General features: G+C 47.9%; 14 protein-coding genes and 1 tRNA gene. 6 read left to right on the top strand and 9 right to left on the bottom strand.

All coding sequences use genetic code 11. The features are described 5' to 3' along the window. The first annotated feature begins 30 nt into the window (after positions 1-30). The 4 genes from J0A67_RS12975 (at position 31) to J0A67_RS12960 (ending at position 4,838) form a co-directional block, all read left to right on the top strand. Positions 31-1,368, top strand: a complete 1,338-nt coding sequence (locus J0A67_RS12975; RefSeq protein ID WP_206569796.1) for a 4Fe-4S dicluster domain-containing protein — start codon at positions 31-33, stop codon at positions 1,366-1,368. A gap of 145 nt (positions 1,369-1,513) precedes the next feature. Continuing rightward, positions 1,514-2,305 carry a (Fe-S)-binding protein gene (locus J0A67_RS12970; RefSeq protein WP_206569795.1) on the top strand — a complete coding sequence of 264 codons (792 nt, stop codon included), beginning with the start codon at positions 1,514-1,516 and terminating at the stop codon, positions 2,303-2,305. 75 nt (positions 2,306-2,380) lie between these two features. Further along, the gene (locus J0A67_RS12965; RefSeq protein WP_206569794.1) at positions 2,381-2,869 is read left to right on the top strand and encodes a hypothetical protein; all 489 of its coding nucleotides are present in this window, start codon (positions 2,381-2,383) and stop codon (positions 2,867-2,869) included. Positions 2,870-2,906: 37 nt separating this feature from the next. Further along, entirely contained in the window at positions 2,907-4,838 is a 1,932-nt protein-coding gene (locus J0A67_RS12960; protein ID WP_206569793.1) for a CHU_0125 family OmpA-like outer membrane integrity protein, read from the top strand. 76 nt (positions 4,839-4,914) lie between these two features. Here the strand turns inward: J0A67_RS12960 and J0A67_RS12955 are convergent, their stop codons facing one another. The 6 genes from J0A67_RS12955 to J0A67_RS12930 form a co-directional block, all read right to left on the bottom strand. Next, positions 4,915-6,120, bottom strand: a complete 1,206-nt coding sequence (locus J0A67_RS12955) for a glycoside hydrolase family 57 protein (RefSeq protein ID WP_206569792.1) — start codon at positions 6,118-6,120, stop codon at positions 4,915-4,917. Then, complete coding sequence (locus J0A67_RS12950; RefSeq protein WP_206569791.1) at positions 6,117-7,406, bottom strand: glycosyltransferase family 4 protein; 1,290 nt, start codon at positions 7,404-7,406, stop codon at positions 6,117-6,119. Before J0A67_RS12950 ends, J0A67_RS12955 begins: the two co-directional genes overlap by 4 nt. 12 nt (positions 7,407-7,418) lie before the next feature. Continuing rightward, positions 7,419-9,335, bottom strand: a complete 1,917-nt coding sequence (locus tag J0A67_RS12945; RefSeq protein WP_206569790.1) for an amylo-alpha-1,6-glucosidase — start codon at positions 9,333-9,335, stop codon at positions 7,419-7,421. 114 nt (positions 9,336-9,449) lie between these two features. Next, on the bottom strand, positions 9,450-9,590 hold the full coding sequence (locus tag J0A67_RS12940; protein ID WP_206569789.1) for a hypothetical protein: 141 nt from the start codon (positions 9,588-9,590) through the stop codon (positions 9,450-9,452). Positions 9,591-9,681: 91 nt separating this feature from the next. Beyond that, positions 9,682-9,757: transfer RNA gene (locus J0A67_RS12935), tRNA-His, on the bottom strand. 78 nt (positions 9,758-9,835) lie between these two features. Next, positions 9,836-11,179, bottom strand: a complete 1,344-nt coding sequence (locus J0A67_RS12930) for a dihydroorotase (RefSeq protein ID WP_206569788.1) — start codon at positions 11,177-11,179, stop codon at positions 9,836-9,838. Positions 11,180-11,226: 47 nt separating this feature from the next. Here J0A67_RS12930 and J0A67_RS12925 point away from each other — a divergent pair, with 47 nt between their 5' ends. Next, positions 11,227-12,585: a DEAD/DEAH box helicase gene (locus J0A67_RS12925; protein WP_206569787.1), complete on the top strand. Its 1,359-nt coding sequence runs from the start codon at positions 11,227-11,229 to the stop codon at positions 12,583-12,585. A gap of 30 nt (positions 12,586-12,615) precedes the next feature. Here J0A67_RS12925 and J0A67_RS12920 read toward each other — a convergent pair whose 3' ends face one another. After that, on the bottom strand, positions 12,616-14,112 hold the full coding sequence (locus J0A67_RS12920; RefSeq protein WP_206569786.1) for a M28 family metallopeptidase: 1,497 nt from the start codon (positions 14,110-14,112) through the stop codon (positions 12,616-12,618). A gap of 191 nt (positions 14,113-14,303) precedes the next feature. Here J0A67_RS12920 and gcvP point away from each other — a divergent pair, with 191 nt between their 5' ends. Beyond that, complete coding sequence (gene gcvP / locus J0A67_RS12915) at positions 14,304-17,192, top strand: aminomethyl-transferring glycine dehydrogenase (protein WP_206569785.1); 2,889 nt, start codon at positions 14,304-14,306, stop codon at positions 17,190-17,192. A gap of 54 nt (positions 17,193-17,246) precedes the next feature. On the opposite strand, the gene J0A67_RS12910 is transcribed toward gcvP, so the two are convergent. Continuing rightward, positions 17,247-17,558: a hypothetical protein gene (locus tag J0A67_RS12910; RefSeq protein ID WP_206569784.1), complete on the bottom strand. Its 312-nt coding sequence runs from the start codon at positions 17,556-17,558 to the stop codon at positions 17,247-17,249. Between the two features lie 86 nt (positions 17,559-17,644). After that, entirely contained in the window at positions 17,645-18,523 is an 879-nt protein-coding gene (gene lipA / locus J0A67_RS12905; protein ID WP_206569783.1) for a lipoyl synthase, read from the bottom strand. Positions 18,524-18,574 lie beyond the last annotated feature (51 nt).

Genomic DNA, 18,574 nt, shown 5'->3' with positions numbered 1-18,574 from the left:
AAAAACGAGAAACAAGCTAATCTGATCACTATGAGCATTTTATATCAACTCGCGTTTGTGCTGATTTTGGGAGCGGCGGGTTATATTTTGGGTAAACGGATCAAATTTCTCAGGAGAAACATCCTCTTGGGAAAACCAGAAACCCGAAACGACCAGCCCGAGCTTCGTTGGAAAACAATGGCTTTGGTAGCCTTTGGCCAGCAGAAGATGTTTAAGCGTGTGATTCCAGCCCTTTTGCATCTTCTGATTTACGTTGGCTTTTTGGTGATCAACCTAGAGGTTTTGGAGTTTGTCCTAGATGGAGTCTTTGGCACCCACCGGCTTTTCGCCCCTTACTTGGGCGGGGCCTATACCGTTGCGATGAATTTCTTTGAGTTCTTGGCTGTAGGTGTGTTGATTTCCTGTGTTGCCTTTCTGATCCGGAGAAATGTGTTGAAGGTAGGGCGTCTCAATAAACCGGAATTGAAAGGTTGGCCTGCGCTCGATGCCAATCTGATCTTGGTAATAGAAATCGTGCTGATGCTAGCTATCTTGACGATGAACGCAACTGATCAGATCTTGGCCGAAAGAGGCGTGGGAAATTACATAGACGTCGGTCCGCTGTTTTTCAGCCATTTCTTATTTCCGATTTTTGAAGGTTTGTCGGACGGCTTTTTGGTTTTTGTAGAGCGTGCCGCTTGGTGGTTTCATATTATAGGCATTTTGGCTTTTGCGATCTATGTCACTTATTCCAAGCATTTGCACATCTTTCTGGCTTTCCCTAACACTTGGTACTCCAATCTGAAGCCGAAGGGCGAGATGAAAAACATGCCAGAGGTGACCAACGAGGTCAATATGATGCTTGGTATTCCGGTGGAAAATCAGGCTGATCCTCCGGCTGAGATTGGCCGGTTTGGTGCGAAAGATATCAACGACCTCTCATGGATTAGCGTTTTGAATGCCTATTCCTGCACAGAATGTGGCAGATGTACTGCCGAATGCCCCGCCAATATCACGGGCAAAAACCTTTCTCCGCGAAAGATCATGATGGATGTGCGTGACCGGGCTGAGGAAGTGGGCAAAAGCATCGACGCAGGAGGACCGGGACTCGAAGATGGAAAGTCTCTGCTCGGCGACTACATCACCAAAGAAGAGCTCAATGCCTGTACTAGTTGCAATGCCTGCGTGGAAGCTTGTCCCGTGAACATCGATCCCTTGTCGATCATCTTGCAGATGAGGCGCTACATAGCCATGGAGGAGTCTGGCACGCCATCACAATGGAATGCGATGTTCCAGAATATGGAAACCAGCTTTTCTCCTTGGAAATTTAGTCCTTCTGACCGTTTCAACTGGGCGGATAAGGTTAAAGAGAGTGAGCAGTCTCAGTGAACAGTTTTTAGTGTCCAATTATCAATGACAGTTTGCAACGCAAAAGTTAAAAGTAGTTTTAAAAGGCTTGGGTTAGCTGATTGATTTGACCTCAATAGCAAACAAGTCCTCGTAAATCTTAATTCTAAAATCGTAATTCAAAGCTATGTCAACCTATAAAGTCCCGACTATGGCCGAGATGGCCTCCAACGGTAAAGCTCCGGAAGTCCTTTTTTGGGTGGGCTGCGCCGGCTCATTTGACGAGCGGTACAAAGCCGTCACGCAGGCTTTCGTGAAGATTCTGAATAAGGTAGGAGTAAGTTTTGCCGTGCTTGGCCCCGAGGAAACTTGTACTGGAGACCCAGCAAGACGGGCTGGAAACGAGTTCCTTTTTCAGATGCAGGCTGTGGCCAATATCCAGGTGATGAATGCCTATGAGGTGAAAAAGGTAGTGACTGCCTGTCCACATTGCTTCAATACCATAAAAAACGAGTATCCTGCTTTGGGAGGAAGCTATGAAGTGATTCATCATTCCCAGTTTCTCCAGCAACTGATCAATGAAGGGAAAGTGAGGCTGCAGGGCGGGGGAGAGTTTCGCGGTAAGAAGATCACCTTCCATGACTCCTGCTACCTAGGCCGGGCAAACAATGTATATGAGGCGCCCCGCGAAGTGATCAGGGCTTTGGACGTGGAGCTCGTCGAGATGAAGCGTTGCAAAACCAAGGGGCTCTGCTGTGGGGCCGGAGGAGCTCAGATGTTTAAGGAGCCGGAGCCGGGCAACAAAGACATCAACGTCGAGCGAACGGAGGAGGCATTGGCTACTGGAGCTCAGGCGATTGCAGTAGGTTGCCCATTTTGCCTGACGATGATGACAGATGGTGTGAAAAACAAGAATAGGGAAGCTGAAGTCAAAGTCCTGGATCTGGCGGAGATGATTGCTAAAGAAATGGGTATTTAGTCCGAGGAATTGAATCAATTTGGCCTTTTTTGCCGTTATGCTGAAAGAGTTTTTCTTTGTGAGACTAACTGAATTATGTACCTCCCATTCGAACAAATGCCAGAGTATTCCCGGGTCTGGGTCTATCAGGCAGACAAACCAATCTCTGAATCCGACGAGCAATTGATCCGTGAGCGATTAGTCAGCTTTTGTGAAGGCTGGAATACCCACGGCAACTTGATGCCGACTTCCTTTGATATTTTGGAAAGTCAGATCCTCATCCTGGCGGTAGACGAAAGCAAACTTGGGGCTAGCGGATGCTCGATAGACAGCTCGGTTCGAACCTTGCGTGATTTGGAAAGTCTCCTTCAGACCAATCTTACCGATCAGGGAAAGATCAGTCTGAAGAGACCTGACGGCGAACTGAGGGTTATTCCTGCCTTGGGAGTGAAAACCCGCGTCACATCCGGGGAAATTGGCCTTGATGCCGAAGTGATCAACCCTCAAATACGCGTCAAATCCGATTTAAAAAATCTTTGGCAACCCGTTCGAAATAGTTGGCTGAGCAGATATTTTCCAAATTAATTAGTAATATTCAGTATTGACCGACAATAGCCTTTAGATGAAGCAGCATTTTTTGTGGATAGCAGTTTTTACCTTGTTTGCACTGGCAGGCTGTAAGAGCCTTCAGGAAAAAGGAAATGATCAATTCCTGTCCGGCCAATACCAATATGCCATCAATACCTTTTCGCAAATCCTCGAGCAGGACTCTACTAATCTAGAAGCCAACCGCGTGATTGGAGAGAGCTACAGACTTTCTAATCGGGTAGAAAAGGCGGAGCCCTACTACCGACAATTGGCGGAGGAAGAACCTTCCTTTAACCATTACTTTTTTCTGGGACAAAGTCTGAGGGCCCAGCAGAAAAACGAAGAGGCAAAGGAGGCCTTCGAAAAAGCCAAATCCTATACTTCCGACGAAGCACTTTTGGCAAGAAACCAACGGGAGATTGAAGCCATTAATCTAGCCGAGGGCATAGATGACTATTGGCCTAAGCATGAGTTGGTCAATTACAAGGAACTCAATACGCCCGGGCCTGATTATTCTCCGGTTTTGAGCGAGGATTTTCTATACTTCACCTCCGGGAGACAGGCATCTGGTCTCTATCCTGCTACGGGTACGCCTTATACCAAGCTCTTTCGAGCGCGTGCCGATGGGCTAAAAGTGGATGTTGGGGCGATTCAGGCTTTGCCCGAATTCCGTAACGAAGAAGGGCTCAACCAAGCGGCGATAGCCATCAGTCCAGATGGCAATACCATCATCTATGCGAGAGGCAACTCCACCTCGATCAAAGACCTTCCAGAGACAGCCCTTTTCGTGTCCTATTTTCGCGGAGCAGGTTTCACCCAGCCGATCTGGATGCCCGTGAATGAAGACGAAACCTGGTGGAATTCTACGCCGGCTTTCAGCTCAGACGGGGAAGAGCTCTATTTTGCCTCCAATAGACCTGGGGGCTTTGGGGGGATTGACTTATATAAGGCCACAAGATTGGCCAATGGCGACTTCGGTAATGCTGTGAATCTTGGGCCTACTGTGAATACACCGGGAAATGAAATGTTTCCTCGTGAGGCTGCAGACGGCAAATTTTTCTTTTCCTCGGACGGACATCCGGGATATGGGAAGTTGGATATTTTTGTGGCCGAAAATGACGGTTCCGGTAAACAGACCATCAAAAACCTAGGCGAAAACATCAACAGCAAGGGCGATGATTTTGGGATTTTCTTCACAGAATATCCCAAGGCCGGATTCCTGTCTTCCAACCGTGCCGACGGAGTGGGGGACGACGATATCTACTATTTCGAGGACAAAACCCCCAAGCCTAAAATCGTCAATGTTCTGCTGAATGTCTATACCAAAGAAGCCAAAGCGGACGGTACTGAAGCAGTACTGCCTCAGACCAGAGTCGTGCTCTATGGCTCGGACAACAAGCAACAAGGCGGAGACTTCTCCAACACCAATGGGCGTGTTAGGTTCACCATGAACGTGGATTCTGACTATACGATCATTGCTTCTAAAGGCGGTTATTTCTCCAAGTCCATTCCTTATTCGACCAAGGGCAAGACACCGGATCCCGCCACGCTAGTACAGGAAGTCACCAATGTTTCTTTGGACACGACGATAGTATTGGACCAGCTGATCTTGGAGAAGGCCATCGTGCTGGATAATATTTACTATGATCTGGATAAGGCGGACATCCGTCCAGACGCAGCCATAGAGTTGGATAAGTTGGTGAAGATCTTGGCCGACAACCCTACTATCCGCATAGAGCTCAGTTCACACACCGACTCCCGCTCCAGTGATGCCTACAATCTGGATCTTTCCCAGCGCAGGGCGCAGTCGGCAGTGGACTATATCGTTTCCAAGGGGATTGCTGCGGATCGACTGGTTGCCAAAGGTTATGGGGAATCTCAGCTGATCGTCCAAAACGCCCAAACCGAGGAAGAACACCAAACTAACAGACGTACCGAGTTTAAGGTTATTGAGATCAAAGAGTAAACTTGGCGAAGCCAAAGAGAAAGGCCTTTCGGAAGCAGTTCCGAAAGGCCTTTCTCTTTGTTACTTGAATACGATGCTAGCTTTGGAGTGCGGCCGTTTTTTGCTTCACTCGGAGCATAAAGTCGCTTAGCACGTTCATGAAGTTGATAAAGGCGTCATAGGGCGTATCGTAGGGACTGAAATATTCGTGTACGGAGCCGTCGGAAAAGAACTTGGTACACATGTAGTAGAAGTGGTCGGAAGTCTGTAGATAGCCCCAATCCCTCTTGATCTCTGGATCGTCAATGTTACGAACTAGTTTCTCAAGTTCATAAAGTCGGTCAAAAGCCTCGTCCTGCATGTCATTGCCGAGCCATGCGGTCAAGTCACGCTCTTCGTCAGCCCATGAGATCGGAACGGGAACGTGGATCTTACTCACCGGGCTAACCTCTGCAGCTACTTCCGAAGGCGTTGAAAAGCTGAAGTTTGAATGTTTGAAGACTGCTTCGGGAAGATGCCGCATAAACTCAAAGATTCCAGTCTCCTCCCATTGGTGCTCACCGAAGGTCTCGTAATCCATAAAAAGGTTCAGCACTTGTTCTTCTTTCGGGATGGCATTGATCCAATTCACGAATTTTTCGGTCGTCAAGGGATAGTCGGCCCAAGTTTTGTTGCTAAAGCGGAATGCAATGTCGTCCGATAGCAAGAAGTTTTTTAGGAGTACCTTTAGTTTTTGGACATTGGCGCTTGAGTAGACATAGTTGGGGCTTTTCCAGCCTAGAATGTGTTTGGCTCCTTCGGTAAGTATTGCCTCATATCCCATATCCGCAACCATAGCGCCGATCTGGTCTGAATAGATCAATTCCGTATTTCTAAACACCTTTGGGGTGTAGCCGCCGAAGAGCTCCTTGATTCGCTCTTGGTGTTTTCTGACCAAGGCCTGAAATTCTTCCTTGCTTTTCAGCGACGCCAAAGAGTGGGTGTAGGTTTCGTTCAGAAGTTCTACGTGGCCGGTTGCCACGAGCTTTTGGAAGCTTTCGAGTACTTCGGGGGCATAGGCTTCCATTTGATCGAGGAAGGTGCCGGAAAGCGAGAACGCAACTTTAAATTTGCCCCGATATTGATTTATTAGTTCAAACAGGAGCGTATTCATCGGCAAATAGCACTTTTGGGCGACTTTGCGAATCACGTTTCGGTTTAGAAAATCATCCCAATAGTGGTGGTCTTCTCCAATGTCAAAAAATCGGTAGGGCTTCAATCGGAAAGGCTGGTGCACCTGGAAGTAAAAGCAGATGGTTCTCATGATCGTTCGGCTAAAGTTTTTTCATAGACAGTTACTAGTTTGGCAGCCACATGCTCCCACTTCAATTTTTTGAGTTCCTCGCTTCCCAATTCTTTGAACATTCGGGATATCCCATCGTAGTGCAGCAATGCGAAAATGGCGTCTGCCATAGCGTCGACATCCCAAAAATCAACTTTGATCGCATTCCGAAGCACCTCGGCTACTCCCGACTGTTTGGAGATGATTACGGGTGTATTGTGGCGGACGGCTTCCAGAGGTGCTATGCCGAATGGCTCTGATACAGAGGGCATCACATAAACGTCCGAGATGGCGTACATGTGGTCGACGTCATCGCCCTTCAAGAATCCCGTGAAATGAAACCGTGTCGCCATTCTCAATTCTGCCACGCGGTCAATCATTCGATTCAGCAGGTCGCCCGAGCCTGCCATAACAAAACGCACGTTGGGGTCTCGATCGATGACTTTCTTCGCTGCTTCCACAAAATACTCGGGGCCCTTTTGGAAGGTAATCCTTCCCAGGAAGGTGACGATTTTTTCCGGTACTTTTTTCTCGTATTCTGATTTGATGATACTGGCATCAAGTACTGCGTTGTGCAAAACCGTGATTTTGCTGGCGGGAATTCCGTATTTTCTCACGATGATGTTTTTCGTGAGCTGACTCACCGCCACCACATGGTCGGCGGCATGCATGCCAGCACGTTCGATGTCGTAGACCGGCTGATTGACCGTCTCTCCCGAGCGATCAAACTCCGTGGCGTGTACGTGTACGACCAGGGGTTTTCCGCTGATCTCCTTAGCCGCGATCCCTGCCGGGAATGCCAACCAGTCGTGCGCATGGATAATGTCGAAATTGTCTTTGTCGCGGGCGATCTGAGCAGCTACCAACGCATAGCGGGAGACTTCCTCCAAGAGGTTTTTGCCATACTTCCCGCTAAATTCAAACTTGTTGGAGAAGATGCTTTCATCCACGTCGGTTCGATCGTGGATGGCGTAGTCGGTGAACTTTTTAAACTCTTCCGGGCCCAAATACGGCACCAGGAAACTGCTTACTTCCAAGTAGGTGAGATTTTTCCAGAATTTCTTGAACCGCTTTTCTCTATAGTCTATCCTGACATCACTTGCATTGACAAAATCCGCCATTGGCTCCTCGTCCCCCCATAGCTTGGGCACCACAAAGATTACCTGCTGATTGTGGTGATTCATACCCTTGACCAAACCGTAACAGGCGGTACCCAGTCCTCCGGAAATATGCGGTGGAAATTCCCAGCCAAACATTAAAACTCTCATAGAAAAATCATTTTAGATCCTGTTCACGATGTCCATCATTCTAAGCAGTTCTGCAACACTCCAAGCTTGGGAAACGGAGCCTTTGGGACGGTGAGGAGGATCTCCGTCAAAAATCTCTGCTACTGTTCCTATCCCGTATTGGGTCATGACTTCGTCAAAACCCTTGATTATTTTCTGGATAAAGTTTTTGGAAGCTTTCCCGTGTAGCTTCAGATATCCCTCTGTAAAGTGGCCTAGTAGCCAGGCCCAAACCGTGCCGTTGTGGTAGGCGTGATCCCTGCTGATTTGGTTTCCGTAATAATAGCCTTTGTATCCTGGGTCATCAGGCGATAGGGATCGAAGGCCTCTAGTCGTCAAAAGTTTTGATTTAATGATTTCGAGGATTTTGTCGTTTTTCTCCTCATTGAGCATGGTGTAGGGAAGAGAAGTAGCAAAGACCATATTTGGACGGATCGACCAGTCTTTTTCGTCTCCATCTACCACATCGGCCAGGTAGCCATATTCCCAAGACCAAAATTCACGATCGAAACTCTCCTTGACCCTCGCCGCCAAAGAGGCATAGACTTCTTCTCCCGAGAGCTCATGGTAAAAACACAGTGCATTGAACCAAAGTGCTTGGATCTCCACAGGGCATCCGATGCGGGGTGTGACAGGCCCATCCGGAGTGATCGCATCCATCCAGGTTAGTGCTACGTCGGGACGTCCACCCCAAATCAGGCCGGCAGGCTGCATGTGGATGTTGAAGTCTGTTCCATTTTTATAGCCTTCTATGATTCCCTTCAGTTTCCCGAGATACCTTTCTTGGATAGTCTTTTTGTCTCCAGTGTAAATAATGTATTGCTGTAGGGTCCAAAAGAACCAAAGCGGCGCATCTATCGAGGTCATGTTGGTGAAGTCGCCACTTCCGATGTTTGGAAAAAGCGGGCCCTGAAGATCTCTGGCCATGGTATCCATGATCTCTAGAAAGGTCTCCGTGTCCCCTGTCGTCAGGGTCAAGCCCGGCGCCGCCACAAAGGTGTCGCGCCCCCACCAGCCAAACCAAGGATAGCCGGCAATGATGCGGGTGTCGCCGTCACGTCTTCGGATGAATTGACCCGCGGAGTTTCGCAGACAGTTTTCAAAATTGTTTCTTGGGATTCGCCTTGCGATTTCTTTTTCAAAGGCATTTTGGCGCGTAGAGGGATCGGCCTCTGTCAGTCCCGCCGAAAAAATGACAGACTCGCCTTTCTCTATGTCAAATTCAAAATAACCAGGAGCAAAGAGATCTTCTTGATACTCGTAGCCACGCTCCCGCTCTTGGATGTATTCGATGTTGTAGTACCAATCTGGATGGGATACATATTCCCCTTTTTTGGAAAGCTGGAGAAAAAGCGGGTCGTACTGCGGATATAGCCTGAAACTGACTCCGTTGGGCACTTTTTCGAAATTGCGGTCGATTTGGTCATTGGCTTTGACGAGGCTATGGTATCCCCTAAATGCCAAAAAAGGCTGTATCCGGATCTTTGTCTTGGAATGCGCCTCCAGCAAGGTGTAGCGCAGCATGACCCTGTCCCGATTGGTGTCCAGAATGAGCTCTTTTTGCAATACCACTCCGCCGACTCTATAGGTCAGTTTCGGGATCGGCTCAGAATCAAAATCCTCCAGATATTTGTGTCCCCTGGGGGAGTAGTTTCCGGGAAATTTGCTGATGCCGAGGTTGAAATTTGCTCCATGTTGGATAACCGTCTCATGGACGGTCGATAGTAGCACATGGTTTTGGGAATCGATCTGTGGCTGTGGGACCACCAGTAAGCCATGGTACTTACGAGTGTTACATCCGATAATAGTGGTGCTGGTGTACGCACCAGACCGATTCGTCCGAATAATCTCCCGGTCGAGGGAGTAATTCAGATTGATTAATTGGGTTTTATCAAAATGGATATAACTCATAAGGGGAGAATTGTAGGAAAATAAAAATAGAGTTTTGATTCGATAAGAAAAATCGCAGGCAAAAAATAAAAGGTTATGTTTCCATAACCTTTTCTAGATGTAGAGTCGATTTGTTCACGAATGTGCGGTTTCTCGCTGGATTTCCTCGAAGATTTTCAGCGATTCTTCGAATTTCACGAAATAATTATGGACAAGCCGGATATTTACGGGCTTCACCACCGGAAATTTTGGAGGGGTTTTATACAAAGTAAACATCTGAGTGTGGTTTAGTTTTTTCTATTTTGTCAAATGCTGTGCCAAATGCACCGGTATAAAAAAAGGAAAACCCCTCGATTTGAGGGGTTTTGGGTGAAAGACCGGGTTCGAACCGGCGACCTCTGGTGCCACAAACCAGCGCTCTAACCAGCTGAGCTACAATCACCGTGTGGCCTATTCGAGAGAGGATTCTCTCAAATGGTCTGCAAAAGTAATATTTAAGCCCACTTAGCGCAAGGCTGCTTTCATTTATTTCTCAAAAAAGTAATCCTTTCCCCTTTCTTCTCTTCGTGGAACTCTCCCTGATCGTACACCAAATGTCCGGATACGATGGTTTGTATTACTTTCGAACGAAATGTGTGCCCTTCGAAAGGCGACCAGCCACACTTTGATAGAATGTTTTCCTTGGATACCAGCCAAGGCGAGTTCAAATCCACCAACACTAGATCCGCAAAATATCCCTCCCGGATAAATCCCCTTTCCCTAATCTGAAACAAGCGGGCTACGTTGTGTGCCATTTTCTGGGCGATGGCCTCCAGACTGATTTTCCCCTGATGGTAGAAATCCAGCATGGCAACGAGACTGTGTTGGATCAATGGCCCTCCAGAGGGAGCTTTGAGGTAGGACAGGGATTTTTCCTCCAAAGTATGGGGGGCATGGTCTGTTGCTACCACGTCGATGGTTCCGTCCAGCATGGCTTGGAATATCTTTTCACGGTCATTGGCGGTTTTTACTGCAGGATTCCATTTGATCAGGTTGCCTTTGGTGGCGTAGTCCTCTTCCGAAAACCACATGTGGTGTATACAGGCCTCAGCAGTCACACGCTTTTCTTCCAAGGGAATCGAGTTGTCAAACAGCTCCAATTCTTTGGCTGTGCTGATGTGGAGAATGTGAAGTTTGGTGCCGTACTTTTTGGCCATGGCTACCGCCCGACTAGAAGCGTCGTAGCAAGCCTCCTCAGACCTGATCTTGGGATGGTATTTGACGGGAATGTCCTCTCCGTATATAGCTTTGAATTCCTCCAGATTTGCTTTGATGATGTTGTCGTTTTCGCTGTGGATAGCGATCAGCGTCTTGCATTCCTTAAATATCTGCTCCAAGACCTCAGGGTTGTCCACGAGCATGTTGCCAGTGGAGGAGCCTTGAAAGACTTTCACCCCGCAGACATTCTCAGGATTGACCTTGAGGATTTCTTCGAGGTTGTCGTTTGTAGCTCCGAAGAAGAAGGAATAATTGGCCAAAGAGACCTCGGAAGCCCGTTTGTATTTTTCCTCCAGTAGACTGATTGTTACAGTTTGTGGGACGGTGTTGGGCATCTCCATGTAGGTGGTGGTACCTCCAGCAACCCCCGCTTTGGCTTCGGTGTAGATTTCCGCCTTGTGGGTGAGTCCCGGCTCGCGGAAGTGTACCTGATCATCAATTACACCAGGAAAGAGGTGTTTTCCTCGCGCGTCAATGTGGATCTCTGCGGACTCGCCGCGGAGGTTGTCTCCGATTTTGGCGATGCGGCCATCCCTGACCAAAACATCGCCCGGACTAATCCGGCCTTCATTGACTATATTTGCGCCGGTGATCAGGATACTTTTCATCGTTTCTTTCTTTTTCGATTTCAGATTTCTCTCCAAAAATAACAATCATGAGTGATGAGGCCCTAGGTTTTGATGCTTTTAAGCTAAACAGGCAATTGCTGGACGCAGTAGCTTCCGCTGGCTATACCCAACCGACCCCCATCCAGCAAAAGGCCATCCCCTTAGCCTTGGCCGGTCATGATGTGTTGGGAATTGCCCAAACTGGAACCGGCAAGACGGCGGCTTATGTATTGCCACTCCTAATGAAGGTGAAATACGCGCAGGGCTCTTTCCCTAAAGCACTGATCTTGGCTCCAACCCGCGAGCTAGTGATGCAGATCGAGGAGGTTGCCAAGGCGCTGGCGCAAAATACAGACCTGCGGATTGTCAGCCTATATGGGGGCTTGGGGCCTAAGACCCAGATCGAAAATATCACAGCTGGAGTGGATATCATCATCTCTACACCGGGCCGCTTCATGGATCTCTACCGAAAAGGGACGATTCTGACAAAGGAAATCAAAACGATGATTTTGGACGAGGCCGACAAGATTATGGATATGGGCTTTATGCCTCAGATTCGGGCGATTTTGGAGGTTATTCCGGTGAAGCGGCAAAACCTTCTTTTCTCGGCCACTTTCAGCTCAAGGGTGGAGAAGCTTTCGGAGGAATTTTTGGAATTCCCCGAAAAAGTCGAAGTTACTCCGTCAGCCACCACTGCGGAGACCATCGCCCAAGTCAAGTATTTGGTGCCTAATATCAAGACCAAGATTAACTTACTGGCTCATTTGCTGGAAAACGAGGAGATCAATCGAGCGATTATTTTCACCCGCAGCCGAAAAAACGCCGAGTCGGTGTTCGGCTTTTTGGATCGCAAGCACATGGGCGAGATCAGGGTGATCCATGCCAACAAGGGCCAAAATACTCGCATCAACTCCATGGAGGATTTCAAGGCCGGCGACGTGCGATTGCTAGTCGCGACCGACGTAGCTTCCAGAGGTCTAGACGTGACGATGGTGTCACACGTGATCAACTTTGACGTGCCGCTGATTTATGAGGATTATGTGCATCGAATCGGAAGAACGGGAAGGGCAGAAAATGAGGGTAAGGCAATCACCTTCGTTAACCCAGCGGAAACCTATCATTTTGAAAGAATCGAAGAACTGATCCGTATGTCCGTTGAAGAGCTGGAAATCCCAGACTCAGTGGATGTACCGGCTACGCCCTTTGAGGAAAAGCAGGCTTATGCACGGGAACTTGACAAGCTCAAGCAGCGGGAAAATCCAGACTACAAAGGAGCCTTTCACGAGAAAAAAGCCCAGCCAAAAACCAATATTGGCAAGGGTGAAAAGGTCAAGGCAAAAAAGCATGGCAAGAAGCCGAACCGGAACCAGTTGAAGACCAAGAATCAGAAGAATAAAGGCAAATAAAAAAGGCCCCGATTTTCGGGGCCTTTGCTTTTATCTGTCAGTTCTGGTGTTGGTTCCATCTACCGGAGTTCTGTTCTCTCGGTTGGCAAGGTCCCAAGCCGTGTAGAATATCAGCTGGGCGCGCTTGGTCATCAGCGGAAACTCGATCTTGTCCACGGTGTCAGTCACTTGGTGGTAGTCGTCATGCACGCCGTTGAAGAAGAAGATCACCGGGATGTTATGTTTGGCGAAATTGTAGTGGTCGGATCTGTAGTAGAATCTGTTTGGATCGTCCTCGGCATCGTAGCGGTAGTCCAAGATCAAATTAGTGTAAGTGATGTTGTTGTACTCGTTGATTTTCTTCAGCTGGGAAGAGAGCATCTCGGAGCCGATCACATATACATAGTCCTTGTTAGCCTCTTTCTGGTATTCGTAGTCGATACGGCCCACCATGTCGATGTTGATGTTATTTACCGTATTGGCAAGTGGGAATACGGGATGCTCAGAATAGTATTCGGAGCCTAGGAGGCCTTTTTCCTCACCAGTCACGTTGAGGAAGAGGATGCTTCTTCTTGGTTTCAGGCCGTCTTTGGCAGCCAGTGCAAATGCCTCGGCTATCTCCATTACGGAAACTGTGCCTGAGCCGTCATCATCTGCGCCATTGAATACTTCTCCTTCGCTGCTCACACCCACGTGGTCGTAGTGCGAGGAGATTACGAGCACTTCTTCCTTTTTGTCAGTTCCTTCGAGGAAGCCAAGTACGTTGTATGCCTCCACCGGAGTTTTGGTTTTTACCACTTGGTAGGTAGCTTTTTGAGCAGCCACAGTTTCAGGTGTTGCCTTAGCTGCTTCCTTCAATATCTCCACCGAAGTGCCAAAAAGCTCGCCCATTTTGTCGGAGCTTACCATGAAGATTGGACGCTGCTTTGTCTCTTGGTCAAAGCCGATTCTGCCTTTTCCTGCCAGCGTCTTATATCGGTTTGCGATCCGGTCAAAGTTGGCCTGGCCTTCCATGCTCACGATGACGATACCAGCTGCGCCCGCATCCATGACTTTGGTCACCAAGTCGTTGCTGCGTACGCCTACGGCCCAAAGGCCGACAAGCTTGCCTTTTACATCAACTTTCGCCAGGTTTTCATCGGTCACCAAGCCAAGGAATACCAATTGAGTTTTCGCTGCTTTGGCCATATCGCCGTCACCTACGAAGACAAAATCCTGGTTTTCCACCAGTTTGGTTTTGCCTATCTGCAGGGCCACTTTGCTGTAGGAGGTGCTTACCAGCGGAACATTTTGGAAGTAGCTCCCGTCCACAGGACCGGTCAGGCCGTGGCTTTTGTAGAAGTCAGCCAGGTAGTTGGCGGCAAGTTTGCCTTCTTCGGAACCCGTATCTCGGCCTTTCATTCCATCAGAGGCCAAGTGGGTGAGATGCTTGGTGAGGTCTTCGGCGGTGATCGTATTGGCATACTTCACCTGAGCGGGAGCTTGGGCAAAGCTTGGGAGAGCCAAGCCGATCGCCAAAGCGCCAGTTAAAATCAATCCTTTATTCATACAGTTTTGTGATTAGGGCACTAAGCTAGCCAAATTTTTAAGCCTCATAAAAACCGTTTATATATATGGCGTGTTGACAGGGAAATTATTCGTGTTCCACAAAGTCTTTTCCTTTAAGAAATAGTACCTTTGCGCACGAAAAATCAGGATGTTTTCAAACCCAAATACGTCATTCTACCCAAACGTACTTTATGAAGATCAATCTTTCCAATGCTGTCAAGTTTGAGAGCAGACACAACGGCCCGAATGAAGCGGAAATCGCTGAGATGTTGGAGAAAATCGGTGCCTCATCCCTTGAGGAATTAATCAACCAAACAGTACCGGAAGCCATTCAAACCAAGAAGCCTTTGGATCTACCTAAGGCAAAATTGGAGTCTGAGTTTTTGGCTGATTTCAAAAAGCTGGCTTCCAAAAATAAGGTTTTCAAGTCCTTCATCGGGATGGGTTACTACGATACCATCGTGCCGGGAGTGGTTTTGAGAAATGTGCTGGAAAATCCGGGATGGTATACAGCCTATACTCCATACCAAGCTGAAATCGCCCAAGGTCGATTGGAAGCTTTGATCAACTTCCAGACTGTGGTGATGGAATTGACCGGGATGGAGATTGCCAATGCTTCTCTCTTGGACGAAGGTACTGCTGCTGCCGAAGCAATGACTATGCTTCACGCGGTGAAAGCGAGAGAAAAGAAGAACGCGAACAAGTTCTTTGTTGACGAAAAGGTCTTCCCTCAGACCAAAGCAGTTTTGGTTACGAGAGCAGAGCCAATTGGAATTGAGTTGGTTTTTGGATCTCTAGCTAGCTTGGACTTGACTGATCCGGAGCTTTACGGGCTCATGATCCAGTATCCTAATTCTGATGGTGCTGTTGCAGACTACGCTGCATTGGTAGCGTCTGCCAAGGAAAACAAAGTGATGACTGCCTTCGCTTCTGATTTGTTGGCGCTTACACTTTTGACTTCTCCAGGCGAAATGGGAGCAGACGTTGTGGTAGGTTCCGCTCAGAGATTCGGTGTACCGATGGGTTACGGCGGACCTCACGCTGGATTTTTTGCTACCAAAGACGATTATAAGAGACAGATTCCTGGCCGAATCATCGGTGTGTCTGTAGACAAGGCCGGAAACAAGGCATATAGAATGGCTCTCCAGACTCGTGAGCAGCACATCAAGCGTGAGAAGGCAACTTCCAACATCTGTACCGCTCAGGTACTGCTAAGCGTGATGGCAAGTTTCTATGCAGTCTATCATGGTCCTCAAGGATTGAAAAATATCGCTTTGAGAACTCACGGTTTGGCGAAATTGACCGCCCAGGCTTTGAAGCAAGTTGGCTTGGATGTAGCTGATCAGTATTTCTTCGACACCATTCAAATCAAAATGAATGATGTCGCGAGAGAAAGAGTAAGAGGCTTGGCTTTGGGATCTAAAATGAACTTCAGATATGAGTCTGATTCTGTTTTCATCTCTTTTGACGAGACCAAAACTCTGGACGATGTTAATACCATTGTTAAGATCTTCGCAACCGAAGAAGGCAAGCATACCTTGGATCTGAATGATCTGGTTTCAAACCTCGAGCTGGAATTTCCAGAGGGATTGGCTAGAAAGTCTGAGTACTTGACGCACCCGGTATTCAATAGTTATCATGCTGAGCACGAAATGCTCCGTTATATCAAGCGTTTGGAAAACAAGGATCTTTCCTTGGTACATTCCATGATTTCTTTGGGCTCTTGTACCATGAAATTGAATGCCACTGCGGAAATGATCCCAGTAACTTGGCCAGAATTCGGTCAACTGCATCCTTTTGCTCCAATGGATCAGACTTTGGGTTACCAAGAGCTGTTTACCAATTTGAGAACTTGGCTTACCGAAATCACTGGTTTCGCGGATACTTCTCTCCAGCCGAACTCCGGTGCTCAAGGCGAATATGCTGGTCTGATGGTGATCAGAGCTTATCACATGAGCCGTGGTGAAGGACATAGAAATGTATCTTTGATCCCTACTTCCGCTCACGGAACCAACCCTGCTTCCGCTGTTATGGCTGGAATGAAAGTGGTTTTGGTGAAGTGTGACGAAAAGGGAAATATCGATATCGAAGATTTGAGAAAGAGAGCAGAAGAGCATGCAAATGATCTTTCTTGCTTGATGGTAACCTACCCTTCTACACACGGGGTGTTTGAAGAAGGTATTCGAGAGATCTGCCAAATCATTCACCAATATGGTGGCCAAGTTTACATGGATGGTGCCAATATGAACGCTCAGGTAGGTTTGACTTCTCCTGGCTTTATCGGTGCTGACGTTTGTCACCTAAACTTGCACAAAACCTTCTGTATTCCTCACGGTGGAGGAGGACCTGGCATGGGCCCAATCTGTGTGGCTAGCCATTTGGCTCCATTCCTTCCAGGTAACCCTGTCGTGAAAACTGGCGGAGTTCACGCGGTATCAGCCGTTTCTTCTGCACCGTATGGAAGTGCTAGCATTTTGCCTATCTCCTATGCTTATATCGCAATGATGGGCGGAGATGGCCTTAAAAGAGCCACTGAAATGGCAATCTTAAATGCCAACTATATCAAAGAAAGATTAAGCGGACATTTCCCAATTCTTTATACCGGATCCAAAGGAAGAGCTGCCCACGAGATGATCGTTGATTGTCGATCTTTCAAAGATTTTGGCGTAGAGGTAGAGGATATCGCAAAGCGGTTGATGGACTATGGATTCCACGCTCCTACGGTATCTTTCCCTGTGGCAGGCACTTTGATGATCGAGCCTACCGAATCTGAGACGAAAGCTGAATTGGATAAATTCTGTGATGCGTTGATTTCCATCCGTGAGGAAATTCGCGAGATCGAGACTGGTGCGGCTGACAAAGAGCAAAACGTACTGAAAAATGCGCCACACACCGCATCGATGGTTTTGACTGGTGAGTGGAACTTGCCTTACTCCAGAGAGAAAGCGGTTTATCCTTTAGAATACGTGAAAGACAACAAATTCTGGCCAAGCGTAAGAAGAATTGACTCTGCTTATGGCGACAGAAACTTGATGTGTAGCTGTATTCCTACTGAGGAATTTGCCAAGGAATTGGCTTAAGAGTTTTTCCCAATTAAATTTAAAAGAGGCTGCCATCGGCGGCCTCTTGTCGTTTTAGTCAGCTGGCATGTGATTCGGTTCGGAAAGTTCGATTTCCAGGCCGCCAAATTTTTTCGCGACAAAATTATAGACCACTGCCCCCAATGCGCCGAATATGAATCCCACCACACCGTAAAAGATTGGTATTATGATCAGCATAGCAATGCCAAGTCCACCCGAATCTGATAAGGGCAATCCATCTCCTAATCCTCCGATAAGAGAGAACATAACCGCATAAATTATCCCGATAAAAATGCCCAATAAGCCTAATGTGAGGCCATAAACTTTGGCGGCTGAACCGACTCCGATTCTTTTGACTACTTGCATATTATGTCATGTAAGATGTTTAGTTGGAAAAATATAGGCATAAAAAAAGCTCGTTGCAAAACGAGCTTTTAAATTTTGTTGCTGCTTTAGACGTTTACGTGCCTCTCTGCATGATAGGATGATCTTACCAATGGGCCGGATTCCACGTATTTGAGGCCTCTCGCCAATCCTTCCTCCCGATAGTGGGCAAAAAGTTCCGGATGGATAAACTCTGCCACTTCGATGTGCATCTTGGTAGGCTGGAGATATTGGCCTAATGTGAGGATGTCACAGCCATGTGCGGCAAGATCGTCCATGGCAGTATAGACTTCTTCTTTTGTCTCGCCTAGTCCGAGCATAATACCCGTCTTGGTTCGTTTGCCAAACCCTTTGGTCAATTTGATCTGTTCCAGTGAGCGCTCGTATTTCGCTTGTGGCCTCACTCGGCGATAAAGGCTTCCCACCGTTTCCATGTTGTGAGAAACCACTTCCTGGCCGCCTTCTATCATTCTGTAGAGCGCATCCCAGTTGGATTTCACATCAGGAATCAGTGTTTCAATAGTGGTTTCTGGAGACAGTTCCTTGGTTTGCACCACGGTCTGATACCAGATCTCAGCCCCACGGTCCTTTAATTCGTCCCGATTCACAGAGGTGATCACTGCGTGCTTTACGCCCATGAGCTTAATGGCCTCTGCCACTCGTCTTGGCTCGTCGGTATCATATTCTGGTGGTCTGCCCGTCGCTACCGCGCAAAAAGAGCAAGAGCGAGTGCAGACATTTCCCAAGATCATAAATGTGGCAGTCCCTGCTCCCCAGCATTCGCCCATGTTTGGGCAGTTGCCGCTTTCGCAGATGGTGTGAAGCTTGTGCTCGTCTACCAGCTTTCTGACCTTGGCGTATTCTTTTCCCACGGGCAACTTGACGCGTAGCCAATCAGGCTTTTTACGTCGTGTCGCCTCCTCGGATATTACGGGTAATTCAATCATCACATTCGGATTTGGTGCAAAGGTAATCCAGAAGGGCTCAAAAGCCAATTC

This window comes from Algoriphagus aestuariicola, from assembly GCF_017254835.1.
Classification (GTDB): domain Bacteria; phylum Bacteroidota; class Bacteroidia; order Cytophagales; family Cyclobacteriaceae; genus Algoriphagus; species Algoriphagus aestuariicola.
The sequence above is the reverse complement of the archived record's forward strand: the minus strand, read 5'-3'. Positions and strand labels throughout refer to the sequence as shown.